Raw genomic sequence first — 19,000 nt, 5'->3', positions numbered from 1 at the left:
GCTGGATATGAGTGAAATCTGGGGCCATATCGTCAACGACTTTGCGGGTCTGTTCGCGGGCAACGCATCGGCCTGGCTCGCCTTCGGTCAAGTGATCCTGATCGACATCGTCCTTGCAGGCGACAATGCGATCGTGATCGGCGCGCTGGCTGCGGGTCTTCCAGCCGATCAGCGCAAGAAGGTGATCCTGATCGGCATCATCGCCGCGCTGGTGATGCGCATCGCCTTCGCACTGGTGGTGACCCAATTGATGGCGATCGTCGGGCTGATCTTTGCGGGCGGTGTGCTGCTGCTGTGGGTCGCGTGGAAAATGTACCGCGAGATCGGCCATGCCGGGGAGAGCGCGGGTTCGCCCGAAATCGTGGGTGACGAACATTCCGGCCTCAAGCCCGCCAAGAGCTTCGCCGGGGCCGCCTGGGCGGTGGCCTTGGCGGATGTGTCGATGAGCCTCGACAATGTCCTGGCGGTCGCGGGCGCAGCGCGCGAGCATCCGGGCATCCTGATGGTCGGGCTGGTGATCGCCGTCGCATTGATGGGCGTCGCGGCGAACATCATCGCCAAATATATCGAACGCTATCGCTGGATCGCGTGGATCGGCCTGCTGGTGATCCTCTATGTTGCCGGATCAATGATTTATACCGGCATCACCGACCAGGATGTGGGGCTGCTCCAGCTCTTCGTCTAAGGCATTGATCCAGAACTAGAAATGGGGCGGCATCCGCAAGGACGCCGCCCTTTTTATATCAGCCGATATGTTCGGCAAAGAAGGCTTCGGTCCGGCTGTCGGCCAGTCGCGCAGCGGCATCCGAACGCCGCTTTCCCATCTCGGTCGCAAAGCCGTGATCTTCGCCCGGATAGTCGTGCAAAGTCACCTTGGGATGATCGTCGAGCCCCTCATGCATCTTGGCCTGGACCGGGGCGGGGACGAATCCGTCATCACCGGCGATGTGGAGCATCAGCGGCCGGGCAATGGCGTGTTTCTCGCCCAGCAATCCGTCGATGCCGACGGCATAATAGCCGACGCTGGCATCGGCATCGGTGCGCGCTGCGGTCATATAGGCAAGGCGACCGCCCAGGCAGTAGCCAGTAACGCCAACCTTGCCGCCGCTTGCTTCCCGTGCCGCCCGGATCGTCGCCTCGATATCGGCGACTCCCTTGTCCTGGTCGAACTTGCCCATCCAGTCGAGCGCCTGTTTGAACTCCGCCTCGACATCGGGGTCGAGCTCGATGCCCGGCTCCAGCCTCCAGAACAGGTCGGGGGCCAAAGCGAGATAGCCGAGCGACGCGAAATGATCGCATTTGCGGCGAATCCCCTCGTTCACGCCGAATATCTCCTGGATCACGACAATCGCACCGCGCGGCGTGCCGCTGGGGTCGGCGCGATAGGCGCTAAAGGTCCCGCTTCCGTCCAGCGTCTCAATCTGGAGCCTTGTCATCATATCTTCTCCTTGGTCATCGGTAACGACGCTCATGCTCGAGCAGCCATTCTTTGGTGGCGGGTCCGTCCCCGGCCGAATAGGCGCCGAGCGTTCCGCCCGCCGCGAGCACGCGGTGGCAGGGGACGATGATCGGTAGCGGATTGCGTGCGCATAATTGGCCGATGGCGCGTGCTCCCGAGCCGAGTTCGCGGGCGAGCGCGCCATAGCTCATGGTTTCGCCGTAGGGGATTGCGAACAACCCGTCCCGCAACACACGGCCACGCGCAGAGTCGATCGGCGGAAGCGGCAGGTCGAACGCTTTCCGATCGCCGGTGAAATAGGCCAGAAGCTGGTCGGCGGCCGCTCGAACCGGCCCTGTGGTTCCGGCATTGTCTGGACCGTCGGAACCGATCGCCACGCGCAGCACATGGATTTCATCGCCCTCGATCCGGATCGGGCCGATGGGCGTTGCGATCTGGGCATGGTCGCGCGCATACATGGGGTGAGCGTAGGGCAGGGGATGCTCCCTGCTCAAGCGGAGAAGAGTGATGAAGATCAATGTCGAGGTGGACTGCACCCCCGAAGAGATGCGCCGCGCAATGGGGCTGCCAGATTTCACCCCGGTGCATGACCGCTATATCCAGATGCTGCTCGATTCGATCGACAAGGGCGGGGTCAGTCCCGAAATGGTTGAAGGGATGATGAAGAGTTGGATGCCGATGGGCGAGGCCGGGATGAATTTCTGGCGCGGCATGTTCGACATGGGTGGCAAGGCGACGCGCGGGTCCGAGTGAGCGACACCATCTTCGCGCTGTCGAGCGGGCAGCCGCCCGCCGGTATAGCGATCATCCGAATTTCCGGACCTGGCGCGTTTGATGCGGTCGCGGCGCTGGCCGGAACGTTGCCGTCACCGCGCCGGGCATCGCTGCGGAGGCTCAGCCATGGCGACACGCAACTCGATCATGCGCTCGTGCTGATCTTTCCCGGTCCCGCGACAGCGACGGGAGAGGATCTCGCGGAGTTGCATCTGCATGGCGGCCGCGCGGTCGTACGCGCGGTTGAGGCAGCGCTTGCAACTTTTCCGTGCCTTCGACCTGCGGAGGCGGGCGAGTTCACCCGTCGTGCGCTCATCAACGGGCGAATCGACCTGACGGAGGCGGAAGGGCTGAGCGACCTGCTCGCCGCGGAGACCGAGGCACAGCGTCGCGCTGCCCTGCGGAGTGCGGAGGGCGGCATTCGCGTTCTGGTCGAGCGATGGGCCGGTCGTGCGCTTTCGCTGTCGGCGACGGTGGAGGCGATGCTCGATCATGGCGACGAAGACGATGTCGTCGCGCAAAGCGATGCGCTGAAAGACGTGGTGGGTGGTGCGGCGGCGCTAGAAGCGGAGATCCTCGCGACCATTCACCAGCCAGGCGTCGAGCGAATGCGAGACGGGGTTCGCGTGGTCCTTGCCGGACCGCCGAACGCGGGTAAGTCGACCTTGCTCAATGCATTGACACAGCGAGAGGCGGCGATTGTCTCGCCGCTGGCCGGCACGACCCGAGACCGGATCGAAGTGCCGGTCATGCGCGAGGGTGTCGCCTATCTGCTGACCGATACCGCCGGGCTGCGCGCGGCGCCGAGGGATATGGTGGAAGAGATCGGTATCTCGCGCGCGCAGGCCGCTATTGCGGATGCCGACATTGTGCTGTGGCTTGACGACGCACCACCGCCGAATACCGACTATCTTGCACTTCATCCACGCTGCGACGCGGCCGGGCGAGGGGGATCCGCTCCTGGACGGCTCTCGCTATCCGCGACGACCGGAGAGGGTATCGCCGAGTTATGGGACGAAATCGCGGCGCGCGCCGCCAACCTGCTTCCTGCGGCAGATGTGGTTCCGTTCAACCAACGTCAACGCAACCTCGCCGCGGAAGCGGCACAGGCGCTGCGGGACGCATCCGGGATGGCCGATCCGCTTCTGGTCGCAGAGGAACTGCGGCGTTCGCTACGCGCGTTCGATCGAATCACGGGCACCGCAGATGTCGAGGCGATGCTCGACACCTTGTTCGGGCGATTCTGCATCGGCAAATGAGTGTTTCACGTGGAACGGTTTTGACCTCATCCGCTGGCGCCGCTAATGCCGCGACATGCGGACATTCGACGTGATCGTGATCGGGGGCGGCCATGCCGGTACCGAAGCGGCAGCTGCGGCTGCCCGGTGCGGCGCGCGGACCGCATTGGTCACGTTTGACCCAGCGTTGCTCGGCGCCATGTCCTGCAACCCGGCGATTGGCGGTCTCGGCAAGGGGCACCTTGTTCGCGAGGTCGATGCGCTCGATGGGCTGATCGGCCGAGCCGCTGATGCCGCGGGTATCCACTACCGGTTGCTCAACCGCTCCAAGGGGCCGGCCGTCCAGGGTCCTCGCGTCCAGGCCGATCGCATCCTTTATGCGCGCGCGATCCAGACGATGCTCGCGGCGCAAGACGGGCTTGAGGTGGTAGCTGGCGAAGCGGCGGCACTGCTGATCGAGGGCGGGCGGATCATCGGCATTCGCCGCGCCGGTGGCGAGCCGCTTCATGCAGGCGCGGTGATCCTCGCCACTGGTACCTTTCTAGGCGGTCGCATCTATCGCGGAGAAGAGCGCGAAACGGGGGGCAGGGTGGGTGAGCGCTCTGCGACCGCGCTGGGCGTACAGTTGCGCGAGTGCGGGCTGCCGATCACGCGGCTCAAGACGGGGACCCCGCCCCGTCTCGATGGTCGCACGATTGATTGGGCCGCGCTGGAGGAACAGCCTTCCGACACCGACAGCTGGCGTATGTCTCCGATGACGCGTGGTCCCCGCCTGCCCCAGCTCGCCTGCGCAATCACTCGCACCACCCTCGACACGCATGAGATCATTCGGGGTGGTCTCGACCGGTCTCCCCTGTTCAGTGGCGCAATCGAAGCGGGTGGGCCGCGCTATTGTCCGTCGATCGAGGACAAGATCTACCGTTTTGGCGACCGTGACGGGCATCAGATATTCCTGGAGCCGGAGGGGCTGGATACCCATCTTGTCTACCCCAACGGTCTTTCCACCTCGCTCCCGATCGATGTTCAGGCGGCGATGGTCCGCTCGATTCCCGGCCTCGCGCGCGCGGCGATCGTTACCCCGGGCTATGCGGTCGAATATGACCATGTCGATCCGCGCTCGCTGTCGCATGGTCTTGAGAGTCGGGACCTGCCCGGCTTATATTGTGCGGGCCAGATCAACGGCACTACCGGCTATGAGGAGGCGGCGGCGCAAGGGCTGGTCGCCGGGATCAACGCCGCTGGGGCGATACTGGGGCGCGCGCCGACCGTCTTTGCTCGGGACCTCAGCTATATCGGGGTGATGATCGACGATCTGACGCTTCAAGGGGTTACCGAGCCCTATCGGATGCTGACAGCGCGCGCCGAGCATCGGCTAAAGTTGCGCGCCGACAACGCCCAGACCCGCCTCGGAACGCTGGGACTGGAGGCCGGGTGTATCGGGCGGGAGCGCCAACGCTTTATTGAAGCGCGGCGAGCGGAACGAGAGAGACTGTACGCCCGCTTCTCCGTACAGCGTACCGCGCATATGCTGGGTCAGGCTGGCGCACCGGTGTCTCAGGACGGTGCGCGACGCTCTGCCTTTGAATGGTTGCGCTTCCCCGGCGTCACCACTGATCATCTCAGCGTCGATCTTGCTGGTGCCGACCCCGACCTGCTCGCCGAATTGGTCGAAGACGCGCGTTATGCCCCTTATCTGGAGCGTCAGGCGCAGGAACAGGCGGCGTTGGGCCGCGCCGATACCACCCCCATCCCCGTCACGCTCGATTACAGTACGATACCGGGCCTGTCGAATGAGATGGTCGAGCGGTTGGACGCGGCACGCCCCGTGACATTAGGCGAGGCGGCGCGCATTCGCGGCATCACGCCGGCTGCGCTCACAGTGATTCTACTCCATGTGAAACGCGCAGCATGACGGAAGATGACGCGCGCGATTGGATTCGTGCCCGCCACGATGTTTCACGTGAAACGCGCCTGGCAAAATTTGTCGATTTGGTGCGGCAGGAGGCTCCCCGGCAGAATCTAGTCGCTCCCTCGACACTCAATCAGATTTGGGCGCGCCATATCGTCGATTCGGCGCAGCTGCTCGACCATATCGACGGAGCAGGGGGTGTGTGGCTCGATATCGGCAGCGGTGCGGGACTACCAGGCCTCGTCCTCGCGATACTGCGCGATGACCCTGTCGAGTTGGTGGAGCCGCGCAAACTACGTACCGCATTTCTTGAAGCAGCTTCGGCAGAGCTAGGGCTCAACAACGTCATTGTCCGAACCGCCAAGGTCGAGCGCACAGAAGGGTATGCGGCGATTGTTACCGCTCGTGCGGTCGCCTCGCTCGATAGCTTGTTCCGCATCGCGGCGCACCGCACGGACTCGTCCACAATCTGGGTGCTCCCCAAGGGAAGAAATGCCCAATCGGAGGTGGAAGATGCGAGGCTATGGTGGCAAGGTTCGTTCCACGTGGAACCGAGCGTGACCGCACCGGACTCGCTCATCGTTATCGCGAAAGAGGTACGTCCCCGATGATCTGCATCGCCATTGCGAATCAGAAGGGCGGCGTGGGGAAGACCACGACCGCGATCAATGTGGGAACCGCCTTGGCGGCGACTGGCCAGCGGGTGTTGTTGCTGGACCTTGATCCGCAGGGCAATTGTTCGACGGGCCTCGGCATCGGCCGCGCCGAACGCGAGCGTTCGACCTATGATTTGCTGATCGGTGAGACGAGCCTTGAGGACGTCGCGGTGCCGACGCGCGTTCCGGGCCTCGATATCGTGCCCGCTACGGTCGACCTTTCGGGCGCGGAGATCGAACTGATCGAGTTCGAGGCGCGTACCCATCGCTTGTCCACTGCCATCGACCGAAGCGAAGCCCGATGGGACGTGGTGCTGATGGATTGCCCGCCCTCCCTGGGCCTGCTGACGATCAACGCCATGGTCGCATCCGATGCGCTACTCGTGCCCCTCCAGTGTGAATTCTTCGCGCTGGAGGGGCTCAGCCAGTTGCTCACCACCGTCGAGCGGATTCGCGGACGCTTCAACCCCGGTCTGTCGATTCTCGGCGTGGTCCTTACCATGTACGACCGCCGCAATCGCCTGACCGACCAGGTCGCCGACGATGTTCGTGCGGTACTTGGCAAAGTGGTATTCGACACCGTCATACCCCGAAATGTCCGTTTGTCCGAGGCGCCGAGCCACGGCCTTCCTGCGTTGATCTACGATTATCGCTGCGCGGGATCCGAAGCCTATATCGCCCTTGCGCGCGAAGTGATCGATCGTCTGCCCAAACTGAAGAAGGCCGCATGACCGAAGAGACGCCCCAAGGGACCGCCACGCCCGCTGCCTCCTCCCCCGCGCTCAGCACGCGCAAGACCCGCCCCGGCCTTGGCCGGGGCCTTAGCGCGTTGCTTGGCGACGCCGAGCGCGAGGAACCGGTCCGCCCTGGCACCGAACCGTCGATGGGCGTGCGGATGCTTCCGGTCAGCTCGCTTGCCCCGCATCCCGAACAGCCGCGCCGTCATTTCGACGAAGACGCACTGGAGGAACTCGCCAAATCGATCGCGATGCGCGGGCTGATCCAGCCCATCGTCGTGCGGCCGCATGGCAAGGACTATCAGATCGTTGCCGGCGAGCGCCGCTGGCGCGCGGCTCAGCGCGCGCGGCTGCACGAGGTGCCCGTGATCGTCCGCGACCTCGACGAGGCGCAGACGCTCGAAATCGCGATCGTGGAGAATATACAGCGCGAGGATCTCAACGCGATCGAAGAGGCGGAGGCCTATTCGAAGCTGATCAACGATTTCGGCCACAGCCAGGAGGCGCTGGCGAAGATCGTTCACAAGTCGCGCAGCCATATCGCCAATTTGATCCGCCTGCTCGACCTGCCGCAAAGCGTGCGTCAGCGCGTGGTCGAAGGCGGACTGACCATGGGCCATGCCCGCGCGCTGATCGGCGCGCCGGACCCCGAAAAGCTCGCCAGGATCGTCGTGGAACGCGACCTTTCGGTCCGCGACACCGAAAAACTCGCCCGCGAAGCCAAGCCGCGCACTGCGGGGAAGGGCGGGGACAAGGTCGGCGGCGCCAGCAACGCCGATATCGCCGCGCTGGAACGCCAGCTTGGCGATGTGCTGGGGCTGAACGTCAAGATCAGCTTTGGCGAAAAGGGCGGGGCGCTGACGCTGACCTATTCGACGCTGGATCAGCTGGATATGATATGCCAGCGCCTTACGGGGGAAAAAATCTAACTATCTGAAACGGTTGGATGGAAACCAAGGGGCGTCACCCTCGCGCCGCACCCCGCGCCAGTACCGCCAGCTCATGATCGGCGAGCACCTGGCCCGCATTTCCTCCGCCACGCGTCATCGCCCGTTCCGCCTCGCGCGCGCGTTCTACGGCACGCGCCAGCATCGGGCTGTTCCAGCGTTGTAACGCGCGGACCGTCGCGGCTTCTTCCTTGAAAAAGACGCGGTGCTTCTTGACCACTTCGCCAGGGCTCATCCCATGATCGATATCGGCGCGCATCTCGGACAGCGCCATCAGGCGCCGGACCAGCCCGCGCAGCAACGGGATGGTCGAGACGCCAGCCGCATCTAGCCGAGCCAACTCGACACCGATTTCGGCCGGACGGCCGCCGACCACCGCGTCGATTGCGCCCGACATCTCGGCTTCGCCCAGATCCGCGCCGATTGCGTCGAGCGCCTCGATCCCCGCCTCGCGCGGCCGGTCGGGGGCGGCATCTAGATACAGCGACAATTTCTCGATCTCGCGGGCCAGCACGGCGCGATCGCCTCCGGACATGGCGGCAAGGCGGTCCGCCGCCCCACCCACCAGCCGAAGCCCGTGTTCGCGCGCGATCCCGGTCGCCAGCTGCCCGGCGGTCCGCGCATCGGGAACGTAACAGGCATGTGCCATCACATTGGGCGCGGCGAGCGCGAGCTTGAGCAGCCGTCCAGTCCCCTTGAGCGCGCCGCCCACCGCGACCACCGGATTTCCGGCCGTCTCGGCCTCGACCAGTATTCGCACCGCATCGGTGCCGCTATCGTCGATTCCCGTCACGCGAATATAACGTGCGCCTCCGAATAGCGACAGCGACGCGGCCTCCCCGGCAAGCAAACCGGCATCGTCTTTCAGGTCGCTGCCGTCGATGTCGACCCGCTCGGCGTCATTCCCCATCGCCCGGCCCAGCCGCGCCGCCAGGTCGTTGGCGCCCGCTTCATCGGGTCCGTACAGCAGGAACAGCCGGATATCCGCCCCCGGCTTGTCCAGCCGCGAGCGGATTTGTGCCTCGTTTGCCTTCACTGGTTCGCGGAGGTGCGCGCGTAACGGGCGAGCCGCGCGACGATCTGATCAGCGACGATGCCCGACAGGCGTTCGAGCGCGCTCTTCTCGGCTGCGATCGTCGCATATTCCGACCCCGCAACGTCGATGCCGGCGTCGGACCCCGCCGTAGCATCCAGCACCGTTTGCCCGGTGGCGAGATCGATCAGCTGATAGCGCGCGCGCAAGGTGCGGCGCTCGCGCGTCACGACATCGTCGCTGCGCACGCCCAAGCCTTCGATCCGGTCGTCCAGCTTGATCTCCAGCCGATAGGTGCGCGCGCCACTGCGCGTCGCTTCGATCCGGTCGCGCACGGCGTTGGAGACCAGCCAGCCCGCCTCGCCCTCGATCGGCGCGACTTCCACGCCGGACAGCATTGTCTGCACCGGCCCGCCGACACCCCCGCCATAGAGCGGCCGCAGCCCGCAGCCCGAAAGAACGGGGCCGAGCGCGGCGATTACGATCAGGAGCGTTGCGCGCTTCATGCGACGATATTCACCAGCCGGTCGGGCACCACGATGACCTTTTTCGGAGTTGCACCCTCCAGAATGCGCTGCACGGCGGGATTTGCCAAGGCCATCGTTTCGAGATCGCCCTTGTCGGCACCCTTGGCGGCCTTGACGGTGTCGCGCAGCTTGCCGTTGACCTGGATCGCGATCGTGACCTCGTCATCGACCAGCAGCGCCGGGTCGACCGCCGGCCATGCGGCATCGGCGATCAGGCCGTCACTTCCCATCGCGGCCCAGGCTTCCTCGGCGAGATGCGGCACCATCGGTGCGGCGATCAGGATCGCGGTGCGGATCGCATGGGCACGCGACGCGCTGGGTAGAGCCTTTTCGAGTGCGTTCACCAGCGCATAGAGCTTGGCGACCGCCTTGTTGAACTGCAGCCCCTCGATATCCGCAGCGACGCCCGCAATGGTCTGGTGCAGCACGCGGTCGAGGCCCTTGTCCTCGCCCTCCCATGCCTGCAGCCCGTCGAACAGCCGCCACAGGCGCTGGACGAAGCGCCAGGCACCTTCGATGCCGTTCTCGGTCCACTCCAGATCGCGCTCGGGCGGCGAATCTGACAGCACGAACCAGCGCACCGCGTCCGCGCCATATTGGTCCACGATCGGTTCGGGATCGACCGTGTTCTTCTTGGACTTGGACATCTTCTCGATGCGCCCGACGGTGACCGGGCCGCCGCCTTCCGCTTCGATCAGAACGTCGTTCTTGCGCACCACCTCGCCCGGCGACAGCCAGCGGCCGTCGCTCGCCTTGTAGGTCTCGTGCGTCACCATGCCCTGGGTAAACAGCCCCTCGAACGGCTCGGCGATGTCGATCATTCCGATTCGCTTGAGCGCGCGCGTCCAGAAACGGGCATAGAGCAGGTGCAGGATCGCATGTTCGACCCCGCCGATATATTGATTCACCGGCAGCCATTGTTCGGCCACTGCGCGGTCGAACGGCTTGTCGCCCGGCTGGCTGGCGAAGCGGATGAAATACCAGCTCGAATCGACGAAGGTGTCGAGCGTATCGGTCTCGCGCCGCGCGGGCTTGCCGCATTGCGGACAATCGACATGCTTCCACGTCGGATGCCGGTCGAGGGGGTTGCCGGGGATATCGAAGCTGACATCCTCGGGCAGCACCACCGGCAGCTGCTTCTTGGGCACCGGCACCGCGCCGCAAATCTCGCAATGCACGATCGGGATCGGCGTGCCCCAATAACGCTGGCGCGACACGCCCCAATCGCGCAGCCGCCACACCGTCGTTCCCTTGCCCCATCCTTCGGATTCGGCGCGGCGGATCACCTCACGCTTCGCGTCGGCGACATCCATGCCATTCAGGAAGTGAGAGTTGACGAGCGTTCCGGGGCCGGTGAAGCTTTCTTCCTCGAAATATTCGCTTTGGGTTTTTTCGCCATCGGAGACGACCCGGCGGATCGGCAGGCCATATTTGGTCGCGAATTCGAAATCGCGCTGGTCATGCGCCGGCACCCCGAACACCGCGCCGGTGCCATAGTCCATCAGCACGAAATTCGCGATATAGACCGGCAATTCCCATGCGGAATCAAAGGGATGCGCCGCGCGGATGCCGGTGTCGAAGCCCAGCTTCTCCTGCGTCTCGATCTCCGCTGCGGTGGTCCCGCCGAGCTTGCACTGCGCGATGAAGTCCGCCGCCGCCGGATCCTTCGCGGCCAGCGCCTGCGCGATCGGGTGATCCGCCGCGATCGCCACGAAACTCGACCCGAAAATCGTGTCGGGGCGTGTCGTGAACACCTCGACGCTTCCGCCGTCGCTGAGCGCGAACCGGAACTGCATGCCCTGCGACTTGCCGATCCAGTTTTCCTGCATCAGCCGAACCTTGTCGGGCCATTTGTCGAGGCTTTCGAGTCCATCGAGCAGCTCGTCGGCGAAGTCGGTGATCTTGAGGAACCACTGGTTGAGCTTCTTCTTCTCGACCAGCGCCCCTGATCGCCAGCCGCGCCCGTCGATCACCTGCTCATTGGCGAGCACGGTCATGTCGACCGGGTCCCAGTTGACCGTCGATTCCTTGCGATAAACCAGGCCGTTCGCGAACAGATCGAGGAACAGCGCCTGTTCGTGCCCGTAATAGTCCGGCTCGCACGTCGCGAGTTCGCGGCTCCAGTCGATGGCGAGGCCGAGGCGCTTCAGCTGCGCGCGCATCGTCGCGATATTGTCGCGGGTCCAGCCGCCGGGATGGACCTTCTTCTCCATCGCCGCATTTTCGGCGGGCATCCCGAACGCGTCCCAGCCCATCGGGTGGAGCACTTCCATGCCCTTCATCCGCCGATAGCGCGTCAGAACGTCGCCCATCGTATAGTTGCGGACGTGCCCCATATGGATGCGCCCCGACGGATAGGGAAACATCTCAAGCACATAGGATTTGGGCTTGGGCGAATGATCGTCCGCAGCGAAGGTGCGGCGCTCTTCCCACAGCTTCTGCCACGCCGAATCGGCTTTCAGCGCGTTGAACCGCGACACGGGCATTCCTTCATTCAGCTAGGCGGCGGGACCGCGCCCGCCACCAATTCAGTCTCCGGCGATGGCGGCGCGGCGCAGGTCGCGGGCGCGGGTGAGGATGATGTCCTCCAGCTTCTGCACCGTTGCCGCCTCGACCGGCGAATCGACCCATTGGCCGCCCTGGTTCACCTGGCGCAGCGCGGTCACGCGCAGTGCGTCGGCGCGCAAATCCTGGTCCAGGATGGTCACCGTAACCTTCATCCGCTCGGTGGCGAGGTTCGGGTTCACATACCAATCGGTGACGATCACGCCGCCATTCGAATCGGTCTGGACGATCGGCATGAACGAAATCGTGTCGAGCGCCGCGCGCCACAGATAGGCGTTGACCCCGATCGTGGTGACTTTCGACGCGGCAAGGTCTGCGCGCGGGCGATCGCCTCCGCCGCACGCGGCGAGGGTGAGGGCGACACTGCCCAGGATCGCGGTGCGCAACTGGCGGTTCATCGGCATCTTCCTATGGGAAATCTCATGAAGCGGAGTGCATCTATAGATGCTGGCGCGCGCGCCGCAAGCGCAAGCCGCCGTTCTCCTCCTGTGCGCCCCCCTGTGCGCGCCCCTGTGCGCCTTGTGCAACACCCCCGGCAAAATCGGATTCGGGCGGTGGAACATTGCGGCCGAATCATGGTAGGCGCTACAGACGAGTTAGGGGTTCTGATGCGTACAGGTCGGATCATTGCTGGAACGGCACTTGGGGCGCTCGGCGTCGCCGGGTTCGTTGCCGCGCCCGCTCTGCTCGCCCAGACGTCCAACCCGCAACAGCGGGTGGTTACGAAGCGCTCGGCCCCGCTGGGCATCGGAACCTTCACGCCTGCGGCCGCCGATCCAAAGCTCGCCGCCGCGCTGGCCCGCGCTGGTCTGTCGGGGACCGGCTTCCGCTTCACCCCTGCCGAACCGCGCGGGGCGGGCAACCGCAGCGTCACCGTCGCCGTCCGCGCGCGCAGTGCACGTCCGGCTGCCAATGCTATTGCCGATCGCGGCGCAGCGGCGCCCACTTCGGTCACGCTTCAGCCGATCGCCTATAATCTCGGCGTGTCGGTGGGGTGGAAGCGGTTCGCCATCACCGGCGACCTCTCGAAGCTCGACCTGGCGGGTCAGCCGGGCAGCCGCGAATCGCTCGATCTGGGCGTCACCTATTCGGGCAAGCGTGCCTCCGCCCGGATCAAGGCCGCGACCGAACGGCCGCTGGAACAGACACCGCGCCTGATCGCCGCCGATCCGAATTATTCGATCGATGTCGGCGGTTCCTATTCGATCACCCGCAAGATCGATGTCACCGCAGGCGTGCGGTACAAGAGCGAGAAGGATCGCCTCCCGCAGCTCACCGATGACCGCCGCGACAGCCAGGCGGTCTATGTCGGAACCGCGATCCGCTTCTGATCCGGTGCCCAGGCGTCGATTCCCGCCCAGCCATAGACGCCTAGCGGCCTGAGCGCGCGCCAGCGGCGCTCGTCCATTCCCCCCAAGGCGATCACCGGTATTGGCAATCCGCGACTCATCAGCCCGAATCGGACCCGGCCCAGCGCGCGCGTGCCGGGATGGGAGCGCGTGGCATAGATGGGGGAAGCGAACAGCAGCTTCGCCCCCGCGCGCACCGCCGCAACCGCCTCACGCCGCGAATGGACCGGAGCGGTGAGCGCGCCTGCCCGGCGTTCGTGCCGCCCGTCGGCGCCGCGACCCGGCACGCTTCCTGCGACGACGAGCGTCAGTCGCTTGCGCCGCGCGATCCGGACCACCCGGTCGAACAGCGCGCGCCGATCCGCGCTGGGCGTCGCATAATGGCGGAACACCACGCCCGAACCCCGGGGCAGCGCTTCCAGCGCATTCCAAAGCGCGTCGCCCAACCGCTCGTCGGTCATCAACCATCGGCGGGGCAGCGGCGCGTTGCGGGGGTGGCGGGGCGGCATCGCCCCTCCTATAGCGTCGCACATGCCGTCCGACACCGCGCAATCCCGCCTCGCCGATATCCATGCCCGAATCGACCGTGCCGCCAGAATGGCGGGACGCGAGCCTGGCGATGTCGCGCTGATCGCCATTTCAAAAACGCACGAAGCCGATTCGATCCGCCCGCTGATCGACGCGGGCCAGCGGCTGTTCGGCGAGAATCGGGTACAGGAAGCGGCGGCGAAATGGCCGGAGCTTCGCGCCGAATATCCGGATATCCGCCTGCATCTGGTGGGTCAGCTCCAGTCGAACAAGGCGCGCGAGGCGGTGGATCTGTTCGACGCGATCCATTCGGTCGATCGCCCTTCGCTGATTGCGGCGCTGGCAAAAGCGATGGCCGAGAGCGGGCGTCGGCCGGACTGCTTCATCCAGGTCAATATCGGCGACGAGCCGCAAAAGGGCGGCGTGGCCGTGATGGAGCTTCCCGCACTGCTGGACGCGGCACGTGCCGCGGGCCTTCCCGTCGTGGGCCTGATGGCGGTCCCGCCGATCGGGGTTGATTCGGCGCCTTACTTCGCATTGTTGGCAAAGCTGGCGCGAGAGGCTGGTCTATCGGAACTGAGCATCGGCATGTCCGACGATTTCGAGACGGCGGTGACACTGGGCGCCACCCATGTCCGTGTTGGCACCGCGCTCTTCGGGACTCGCGCATGAGCATTTCCATCCGGTTCGACGCGCTGATCTTCGACTTTGACGGTGTGCTTCTCGAAAGCGAGTATGAGGGCAACCGCCATATCGCGGAGTATCTGACCGCGATCGGGCATCCGACTTCGCCGGAAGACTCGATGGCCAATTTCATGGGGCTGGCGGGGCGCGAGTTCATCGATGCGATCGAGACCTGGATCGGGCGGAGCCTTCCGGAGGATTTTCACGGCGCACGCGAGACGGAGAATCGCCGGGCGCTGGCCGAGGGCGTGGCGGAGGTGGAGGGGGCAATCCGTTTCGTTCGCGCGCTCCCGGAAGCGTTGCCGCGCGCGATCGCGTCGTCGAGCAACAGCCACTGGATCGCGACGCATCTCGACCATCTCGGCATTCGCGATGCCTTTGACGGGCGGATCTTCAGTGGGCGGGAGCATGTTGCACGGGGCAAGCCTGCGCCCGACATCTATCTCCATGCCGCTGCGCAACTTGGGGTGCCGATCGAACGCTGTGCAATCCTCGAAGATTCGCCCGTCGGCGCGACCGGCGCGGTCGCATCGGGCGCGCATGTCCTCGGCCTGTGCGCGGGCAATCATTGCGGACCGGATCACGGCGCACGGCTCCGCGCCCTTGGCGTCCGGGATATCGCGCACGACTTCGCCGAAGTCGCGCGACTGCTGGCTTAGGCCGTTCCGCCGACGATCAGCCCGTCCAGCAAAAGCGTCGGCTGGCCCACCCCAGCGGGAACCGACTGGCCGCCCTTGCCGCACATGCCGATGCCCTCGTCGAGCGCGAAATCGTTACCGATGCCGATCACTCTGGTCAGGCAGGTCGGCCCGTCACCGATCAGCGTCGCGCCCTTGATCGGGGCGCCCAGCTTGCCGTCCTCGATCTTGTACGCCTCGGTGCAGGAGAAGACGAATTTGCCCGAGACGATATCGACCTGACCGCCGCCGAACGACTTGGCGAAGATGCCCTTCTTCACCCGGCTCATCAGTTCGGCGGGATCGTCCGTGCCGCCCTTCATGAAGGTGTTGGTCATGCGCGGCATCGGTGCGTGCTGAAACGATTCGCGACGGCCGTTGCCGGTGGGCTCGACGCCCATCAGCCGCGCATTCATGCGATCCTGCATATAGCCGCGCAGGATGCCGTCCTCGATCAGCACCGTCTCGCGTGTCGACGTGCCTTCGTCGTCGATCGACAGCGATCCGCGGCGGTCGGTGATCGACCCGTCATCGACCACGGTGACTCCGGGCGCGGCGACGCGCTCGCCGATGCGGCCGGAAAAGGCGCTGGTACCCTTGCGGTTGAAGTCGCCTTCCAGGCCATGGCCGATCGCCTCGTGCAGCAGGATGCCGGGCCAGCCCGGACCGAGCAGCACGGTCATCTCGCCCGCGGGCGCGTCGACCGCGTCGAGATTGACCAAAGCCTGCGACAGCGCCTCGTCGATCGCCCGGTTCCAGACTTCGGGCTGAAACAGTCGGTCATAGAGGGCGCGGCCGCCGGTGCCGAAACTGCCGGTCTCGCGCCGCCCGTTTGACTCGACCACGATCGAGACGTTGAGCCGGACCAGTGGGCGGATGTCGGTGGCGATGAAGCCGTCCGGGCGGACGATCTCGACCACGCACCATGACCCGAGCAGGCTTGCGGAGACCTGCACCACGCGCGGATCGCGGGCACGCGCGGCGGCGTCGATCGTCTGGCAGAGATTCACCTTGTCGGCGAACGGGACCAGGCCGAGCGGGTCGGCGTCGGTGTAGAGGTGGCGGTTGGTGCGCGGCGGCGGAGCGGCTTTCGGCCCGGTCGCGGGATCGATCAGCGCCATCGTCTCGCCCGCACGCAGGATCGCCGCTTCGCTGATCTCATTGGCATGGGCAAAGGCGGTGGCCTCGCCGCTGACCCCGCGCAGGCCGAAGCCCGAATCGGTGTTGTAGGACGCGGTCTTCAGCCGCCCGTCGTCGAAGCCGAACGATTCTGACTTGCGATACTGGAGGTAGAGCTCGCCATCCTCGGCCTTGCCCAGGATCGATGCGGTCAGGCGTTGCGCGGCGTCGGCATCGAAACCGTTGCGGTAGAGAAAGCCTCGGGGATCTGAATACATCCGCCGAATATAGGGGCCTTAGAGGCTGGCGCCAGACGCGATATCGGGCAACGCGCTCTGGTCCGCCCCATCGGCCGGGCCGCCGATCAGTACGAAGCGGCGGTCGCAATAGCCGCAATCGACATAGCCATGCTCGTCGATCTGCAGGAACACGCGCGGATGGCCGAGCGCGGCGGGGATGCCCGCATGGGCGCCGTCACAGACGACGCGGGCATGGGTGACGCGGGTGACTTCGGGCGGCGCGATCATGGACCTGCGGTTAGCAAAGCGCCGGAGGGGCGGCAATGGCTTGTTGGGGCTTGTTGGATGCGGATTCGCTTGCCAATCGGCGCGCCCCGTCCCACTTCCGCGGCATGAGCGACGCGGCGATCGAGATCGAGGGCCTTTCCAAGGTCTATTCCGGGGGCAAGCAGGCGCTGGATGCGGTGAGTTTCGCCGTGCCGCGCGGGCAGATTTTCGGGCTGTTGGGACCCAATGGCGCGGGCAAGTCGACGCTGATCAACATTCTGGCCGGCCTGGTCAACAAGACCGGCGGGATGGCGCGCGTCTGGGGCTTCGACATCGATGCCCAGCCGCGCAACGCCAAGCGGGCGATCGGCATCGTCAACCAGGAGATCCTGTTCGACCCCTTTTTCACCCCGTTCGAGACGCTGGAGATCCAGGCCGGGCTGTACGGCGTGGCCAAGGGCGCGCGCCGCACGATGGAATTGCTGCGCGCGGTGCATCTGGAGGACAAGGCCAACGCCTATTCGCGCACGCTGTCGGGCGGCATGAAGCGCCGACTGATGGTGGCGAAGGCGATGGTGCATTCGCCGCCGGTGCTGGTGCTCGACGAGCCGACCGCTGGGGTAGACATCGAGTTGCGCCAGCAGCTCTGGGCCTATGTCCGCGATCTCAACGACAAGGGCGTCACGGTGGTGCTGACCACCCATTATCTCGAAGAGGCCGAGGAATTGTGCGATCGCATCGCGATCATCAACCAGGGCAGGCTGATCGCCAACGAACCGACCCGCGAGCTGGTCGGCAAGACCCAGGAAAAGGCGGTCGAGGTGGTCGTCGACCGGGATATCGGTACCGTTCCAGAAAATGCCTGTTTCCAGAAGATCGAGGCGAAGGGCGAGCGGACTTTGGTCATCACCTATCGCAAGGATCGCGCGAATGCGGGCGAGGTGCTGGGCGCGGTGCAGGCGGCGGGGTTCGGCATCGTTGACGTCAGCACGCGCGAGGCGGATCTGGAGGACGTGTTCCTGAGCCTGACGCGGGCGGCCAATGCGGCGTGACCCGCGCCGTCGGCGCGCGGAAGTTGACACTGACTCTACACTATCGCCGCCGTTTCGCGGGACCCGGAGGGCGGGTGGCGCAAAGGCCCGCGCGGCGAGGGTGTCCGGATTTCGCATCGGACCATTCAGATATGCCGAATCGGGGTCTGTAGGAAAGCGGATTCGTTCGTCTGTCGCGCGGGGAGTGCGAACGGCGCGTCGTGCTAAACTGAACGCTCTACATCCCTTTGCCCTGAGCTTGTCGAAGGGCCGTAGTCGCGCCTTCGTGGGCGCAAGTACGGTGCTTCGACAAGCTCAGCACAAACGGAAATGTGGGTCAGATACGCGCGATAGCCTAGCGGCGATGCGCGTCGAAGAAGCGCCACATGACGTCATTGTCCGCGGTCCAGACATGGCCGCCGCCGCGCAGGATATGGGACACCACCTCGGCGCCCGCGCGGCATTGCGTGTGAAGACGTTCGTAGAGATTGGCGGCGAGGTCGCGGCGCAGCGGCCCCGCGCGGCAGCCGTTGAGCGCGGCCCAGCGCGTTTCCGCTGCTTCCATCGTATATTGCCAGTATCCCGCGCCGCCGCCCTGCACCGGATTGGTGCCGTCGGCGTCGCCGGCAAAGCTGATCACCGGCATCGGGCGGCTGGGGGTGCACGTCGCCGGATCGGGGCGGGTCGGGTCGCTCGCCAGCGGGTTGCCCGCGCGCAGGCCGACCACCGGGGCGATGGCGGCGAAGCGGTCGGACGCGACGCAACCCAGCCATGACGTCATCCGTCCGCCGCCCGAAAGGCCGGTGGCATAGACCCGGGTACGGTCGGCGCAGCCCTGTTCCGCGAGCCAGTCGATCGCGGTCTTGAGAAAGGCGACATCGTCGGCATCGCCCGGTCCGGGGATCTTGCCGGTGACGGTGGGGACGCCGGGAATGTTCCAGACGAAGCCCCGCTCGACCGGGATGCCGGCATCGGGCGCGGCGACGAGGAAGCCGTGGCGGTCGCTGCTCGCTTCCAGCTTTGACTGAGCCAGGATCGCGGCGCCATCGCCACCGCTGCCGTGGAGGGCGAAGACCAGCGGGAGGTGGCCCGGTCTCGCGCGCGCGGGGACGTGGAGCAGCATGGAGCGCCCGGTGTCGCCGACCGTCACCCGTGCCGTGGTGCCCGGTGCGACCGGGCAGCTTGGGGCCGCCAGCGCGGGAGTGATCGCTGCGAGCAATGCGGCGGCGGCGAGGATCAGGCGCAAGCTATCTCTCCAACG

Annotated in this window: 21 protein-coding genes; 11 read left to right on the top strand and 10 right to left on the bottom strand. The window is 65.6% G+C overall.

Annotated elements, in window-relative coordinates; translation table 11 throughout:
• The first annotated feature begins 7 nt into the window (after positions 1-7).
• Complete coding sequence (locus tag FPZ54_RS14550) at positions 8-685, top strand: TerC family protein (RefSeq protein WP_145848353.1); 678 nt, start codon at positions 8-10, stop codon at positions 683-685.
• 58 nt (positions 686-743) lie between these two features.
• Here FPZ54_RS14550 and FPZ54_RS14545 read toward each other — a convergent pair whose 3' ends face one another.
• Positions 744-1,439 (bottom strand): dienelactone hydrolase family protein, encoded by a 696-nt coding sequence (locus FPZ54_RS14545; RefSeq protein ID WP_145848351.1) that lies wholly within the window; start codon positions 1,437-1,439, stop codon positions 744-746.
• A gap of 13 nt (positions 1,440-1,452) precedes the next feature.
• A complete protein-coding gene (locus FPZ54_RS14540; protein ID WP_145848349.1) occupies positions 1,453-1,917 on the bottom strand; it encodes a methylated-DNA--[protein]-cysteine S-methyltransferase in 465 nt (154 codons plus the stop codon).
• A gap of 49 nt (positions 1,918-1,966) precedes the next feature.
• On the opposite strand from FPZ54_RS14540, the gene FPZ54_RS14535 reads away from it, so the two are divergent.
• From FPZ54_RS14535 to FPZ54_RS14510, 6 genes are read left to right on the top strand one after another with little or no spacing between them, the layout of a single operon-like run.
• Positions 1,967-2,212 (top strand): DUF6489 family protein, encoded by a 246-nt coding sequence (locus FPZ54_RS14535; protein ID WP_145848347.1) that lies wholly within the window; start codon positions 1,967-1,969, stop codon positions 2,210-2,212.
• Positions 2,209-3,492, top strand: coding sequence for a tRNA uridine-5-carboxymethylaminomethyl(34) synthesis GTPase MnmE (gene mnmE, locus FPZ54_RS14530; protein ID WP_145848345.1), 1,284 nt, complete (start codon positions 2,209-2,211; stop codon positions 3,490-3,492). The genes FPZ54_RS14535 and mnmE overlap by 4 nt, the downstream gene beginning before the upstream one ends.
• 55 nt (positions 3,493-3,547) lie before the next feature.
• On the top strand, positions 3,548-5,383 hold the full coding sequence (gene mnmG / locus FPZ54_RS14525; protein ID WP_145848343.1) for a tRNA uridine-5-carboxymethylaminomethyl(34) synthesis enzyme MnmG: 1,836 nt from the start codon (positions 3,548-3,550) through the stop codon (positions 5,381-5,383).
• The gene (gene rsmG, locus FPZ54_RS14520; protein ID WP_145848342.1) at positions 5,380-5,991 is read left to right on the top strand and encodes a 16S rRNA (guanine(527)-N(7))-methyltransferase RsmG; all 612 of its coding nucleotides are present in this window, start codon (positions 5,380-5,382) and stop codon (positions 5,989-5,991) included. Before mnmG ends, rsmG begins: the two co-directional genes overlap by 4 nt.
• A complete protein-coding gene (locus tag FPZ54_RS14515; protein WP_145848340.1) occupies positions 5,988-6,767 on the top strand; it encodes a ParA family protein in 780 nt (259 codons plus the stop codon). Before rsmG ends, FPZ54_RS14515 begins: the two co-directional genes overlap by 4 nt.
• Positions 6,764-7,702: a ParB/RepB/Spo0J family partition protein gene (locus tag FPZ54_RS14510; protein ID WP_145848338.1), complete on the top strand. Its 939-nt coding sequence runs from the start codon at positions 6,764-6,766 to the stop codon at positions 7,700-7,702. The genes FPZ54_RS14515 and FPZ54_RS14510 overlap by 4 nt, the downstream gene beginning before the upstream one ends.
• Positions 7,703-7,736: 34 nt before the next feature.
• Here FPZ54_RS14510 and holA read toward each other — a convergent pair whose 3' ends face one another.
• From holA to FPZ54_RS14490, 4 genes are read right to left on the bottom strand one after another with little or no spacing between them, the layout of a single operon-like run.
• The gene (holA, locus tag FPZ54_RS14505; protein ID WP_145848335.1) at positions 7,737-8,756 is read right to left on the bottom strand and encodes a DNA polymerase III subunit delta; all 1,020 of its coding nucleotides are present in this window, start codon (positions 8,754-8,756) and stop codon (positions 7,737-7,739) included.
• Positions 8,753-9,259 carry an LPS assembly lipoprotein LptE gene (gene lptE, locus FPZ54_RS14500; protein WP_145848333.1) on the bottom strand — a complete coding sequence of 169 codons (507 nt, stop codon included), beginning with the start codon at positions 9,257-9,259 and terminating at the stop codon, positions 8,753-8,755. The genes holA and lptE overlap by 4 nt, the downstream gene beginning before the upstream one ends.
• Positions 9,256-11,760 carry a leucine--tRNA ligase gene (gene leuS / locus FPZ54_RS14495; RefSeq protein ID WP_239019594.1) on the bottom strand — a complete coding sequence of 835 codons (2,505 nt, stop codon included), beginning with the start codon at positions 11,758-11,760 and terminating at the stop codon, positions 9,256-9,258. Before leuS ends, lptE begins: the two co-directional genes overlap by 4 nt.
• Positions 11,761-11,808: 48 nt before the next feature.
• Positions 11,809-12,243: a DUF3576 domain-containing protein gene (locus FPZ54_RS14490; protein WP_145848329.1), complete on the bottom strand. Its 435-nt coding sequence runs from the start codon at positions 12,241-12,243 to the stop codon at positions 11,809-11,811.
• A 210-nt stretch (positions 12,244-12,453) separates the two neighbouring features.
• On the opposite strand from FPZ54_RS14490, the gene FPZ54_RS14485 reads away from it, so the two are divergent.
• Complete coding sequence (locus tag FPZ54_RS14485; protein ID WP_186456784.1) at positions 12,454-13,176, top strand: hypothetical protein; 723 nt, start codon at positions 12,454-12,456, stop codon at positions 13,174-13,176.
• Here the strand turns inward: FPZ54_RS14485 and FPZ54_RS14480 are convergent.
• Positions 13,149-13,703, bottom strand: coding sequence for a thiamine phosphate synthase (locus tag FPZ54_RS14480; RefSeq protein ID WP_145848328.1), 555 nt, complete (start codon positions 13,701-13,703; stop codon positions 13,149-13,151). The two genes, FPZ54_RS14485 and FPZ54_RS14480, sit on opposite strands and share 28 nt — an antisense overlap.
• 22 nt (positions 13,704-13,725) lie before the next feature.
• On the opposite strand from FPZ54_RS14480, the gene FPZ54_RS14475 reads away from it, so the two are divergent.
• The gene (locus FPZ54_RS14475) at positions 13,726-14,394 is read left to right on the top strand and encodes a YggS family pyridoxal phosphate-dependent enzyme (RefSeq protein WP_145848326.1); all 669 of its coding nucleotides are present in this window, start codon (positions 13,726-13,728) and stop codon (positions 14,392-14,394) included.
• Complete coding sequence (locus FPZ54_RS14470; RefSeq protein WP_239019593.1) at positions 14,391-15,065, top strand: HAD family hydrolase; 675 nt, start codon at positions 14,391-14,393, stop codon at positions 15,063-15,065. The genes FPZ54_RS14475 and FPZ54_RS14470 overlap by 4 nt, the downstream gene beginning before the upstream one ends.
• Here FPZ54_RS14470 and tldD read toward each other — a convergent pair.
• The gene (gene tldD, locus FPZ54_RS14465) at positions 15,062-16,480 is read right to left on the bottom strand and encodes a metalloprotease TldD (protein WP_145848325.1); all 1,419 of its coding nucleotides are present in this window, start codon (positions 16,478-16,480) and stop codon (positions 15,062-15,064) included. The two genes, FPZ54_RS14470 and tldD, sit on opposite strands and share 4 nt — an antisense overlap.
• An 18-nt stretch (positions 16,481-16,498) precedes the next feature.
• Positions 16,499-16,729, bottom strand: coding sequence for a zinc-finger domain-containing protein (locus FPZ54_RS14460; RefSeq protein WP_145848323.1), 231 nt, complete (start codon positions 16,727-16,729; stop codon positions 16,499-16,501).
• 104 nt (positions 16,730-16,833) lie between these two features.
• On the opposite strand from FPZ54_RS14460, the gene FPZ54_RS14455 reads away from it, so the two are divergent.
• The gene (locus tag FPZ54_RS14455; protein WP_145848322.1) at positions 16,834-17,760 is read left to right on the top strand and encodes an ABC transporter ATP-binding protein; all 927 of its coding nucleotides are present in this window, start codon (positions 16,834-16,836) and stop codon (positions 17,758-17,760) included.
• Between the two features lie 334 nt (positions 17,761-18,094).
• Here the strand turns inward: FPZ54_RS14455 and FPZ54_RS14450 are convergent, their stop codons facing one another.
• Positions 18,095-18,985 (bottom strand): CE1 family esterase, encoded by an 891-nt coding sequence (locus tag FPZ54_RS14450; RefSeq protein WP_239019592.1) that lies wholly within the window; start codon positions 18,983-18,985, stop codon positions 18,095-18,097.
• Between the last annotated feature and the right edge of the window lie 15 nt (positions 18,986-19,000).

This window comes from Sphingomonas suaedae (assembly GCF_007833215.1).
Taxonomy (GTDB): Bacteria; Pseudomonadota; Alphaproteobacteria; order Sphingomonadales; family Sphingomonadaceae; genus Sphingomonas; species Sphingomonas suaedae.
The sequence above is the reverse complement of the archived record's forward strand: the minus strand, read 5'-3'. Positions and strand labels throughout refer to the sequence as shown.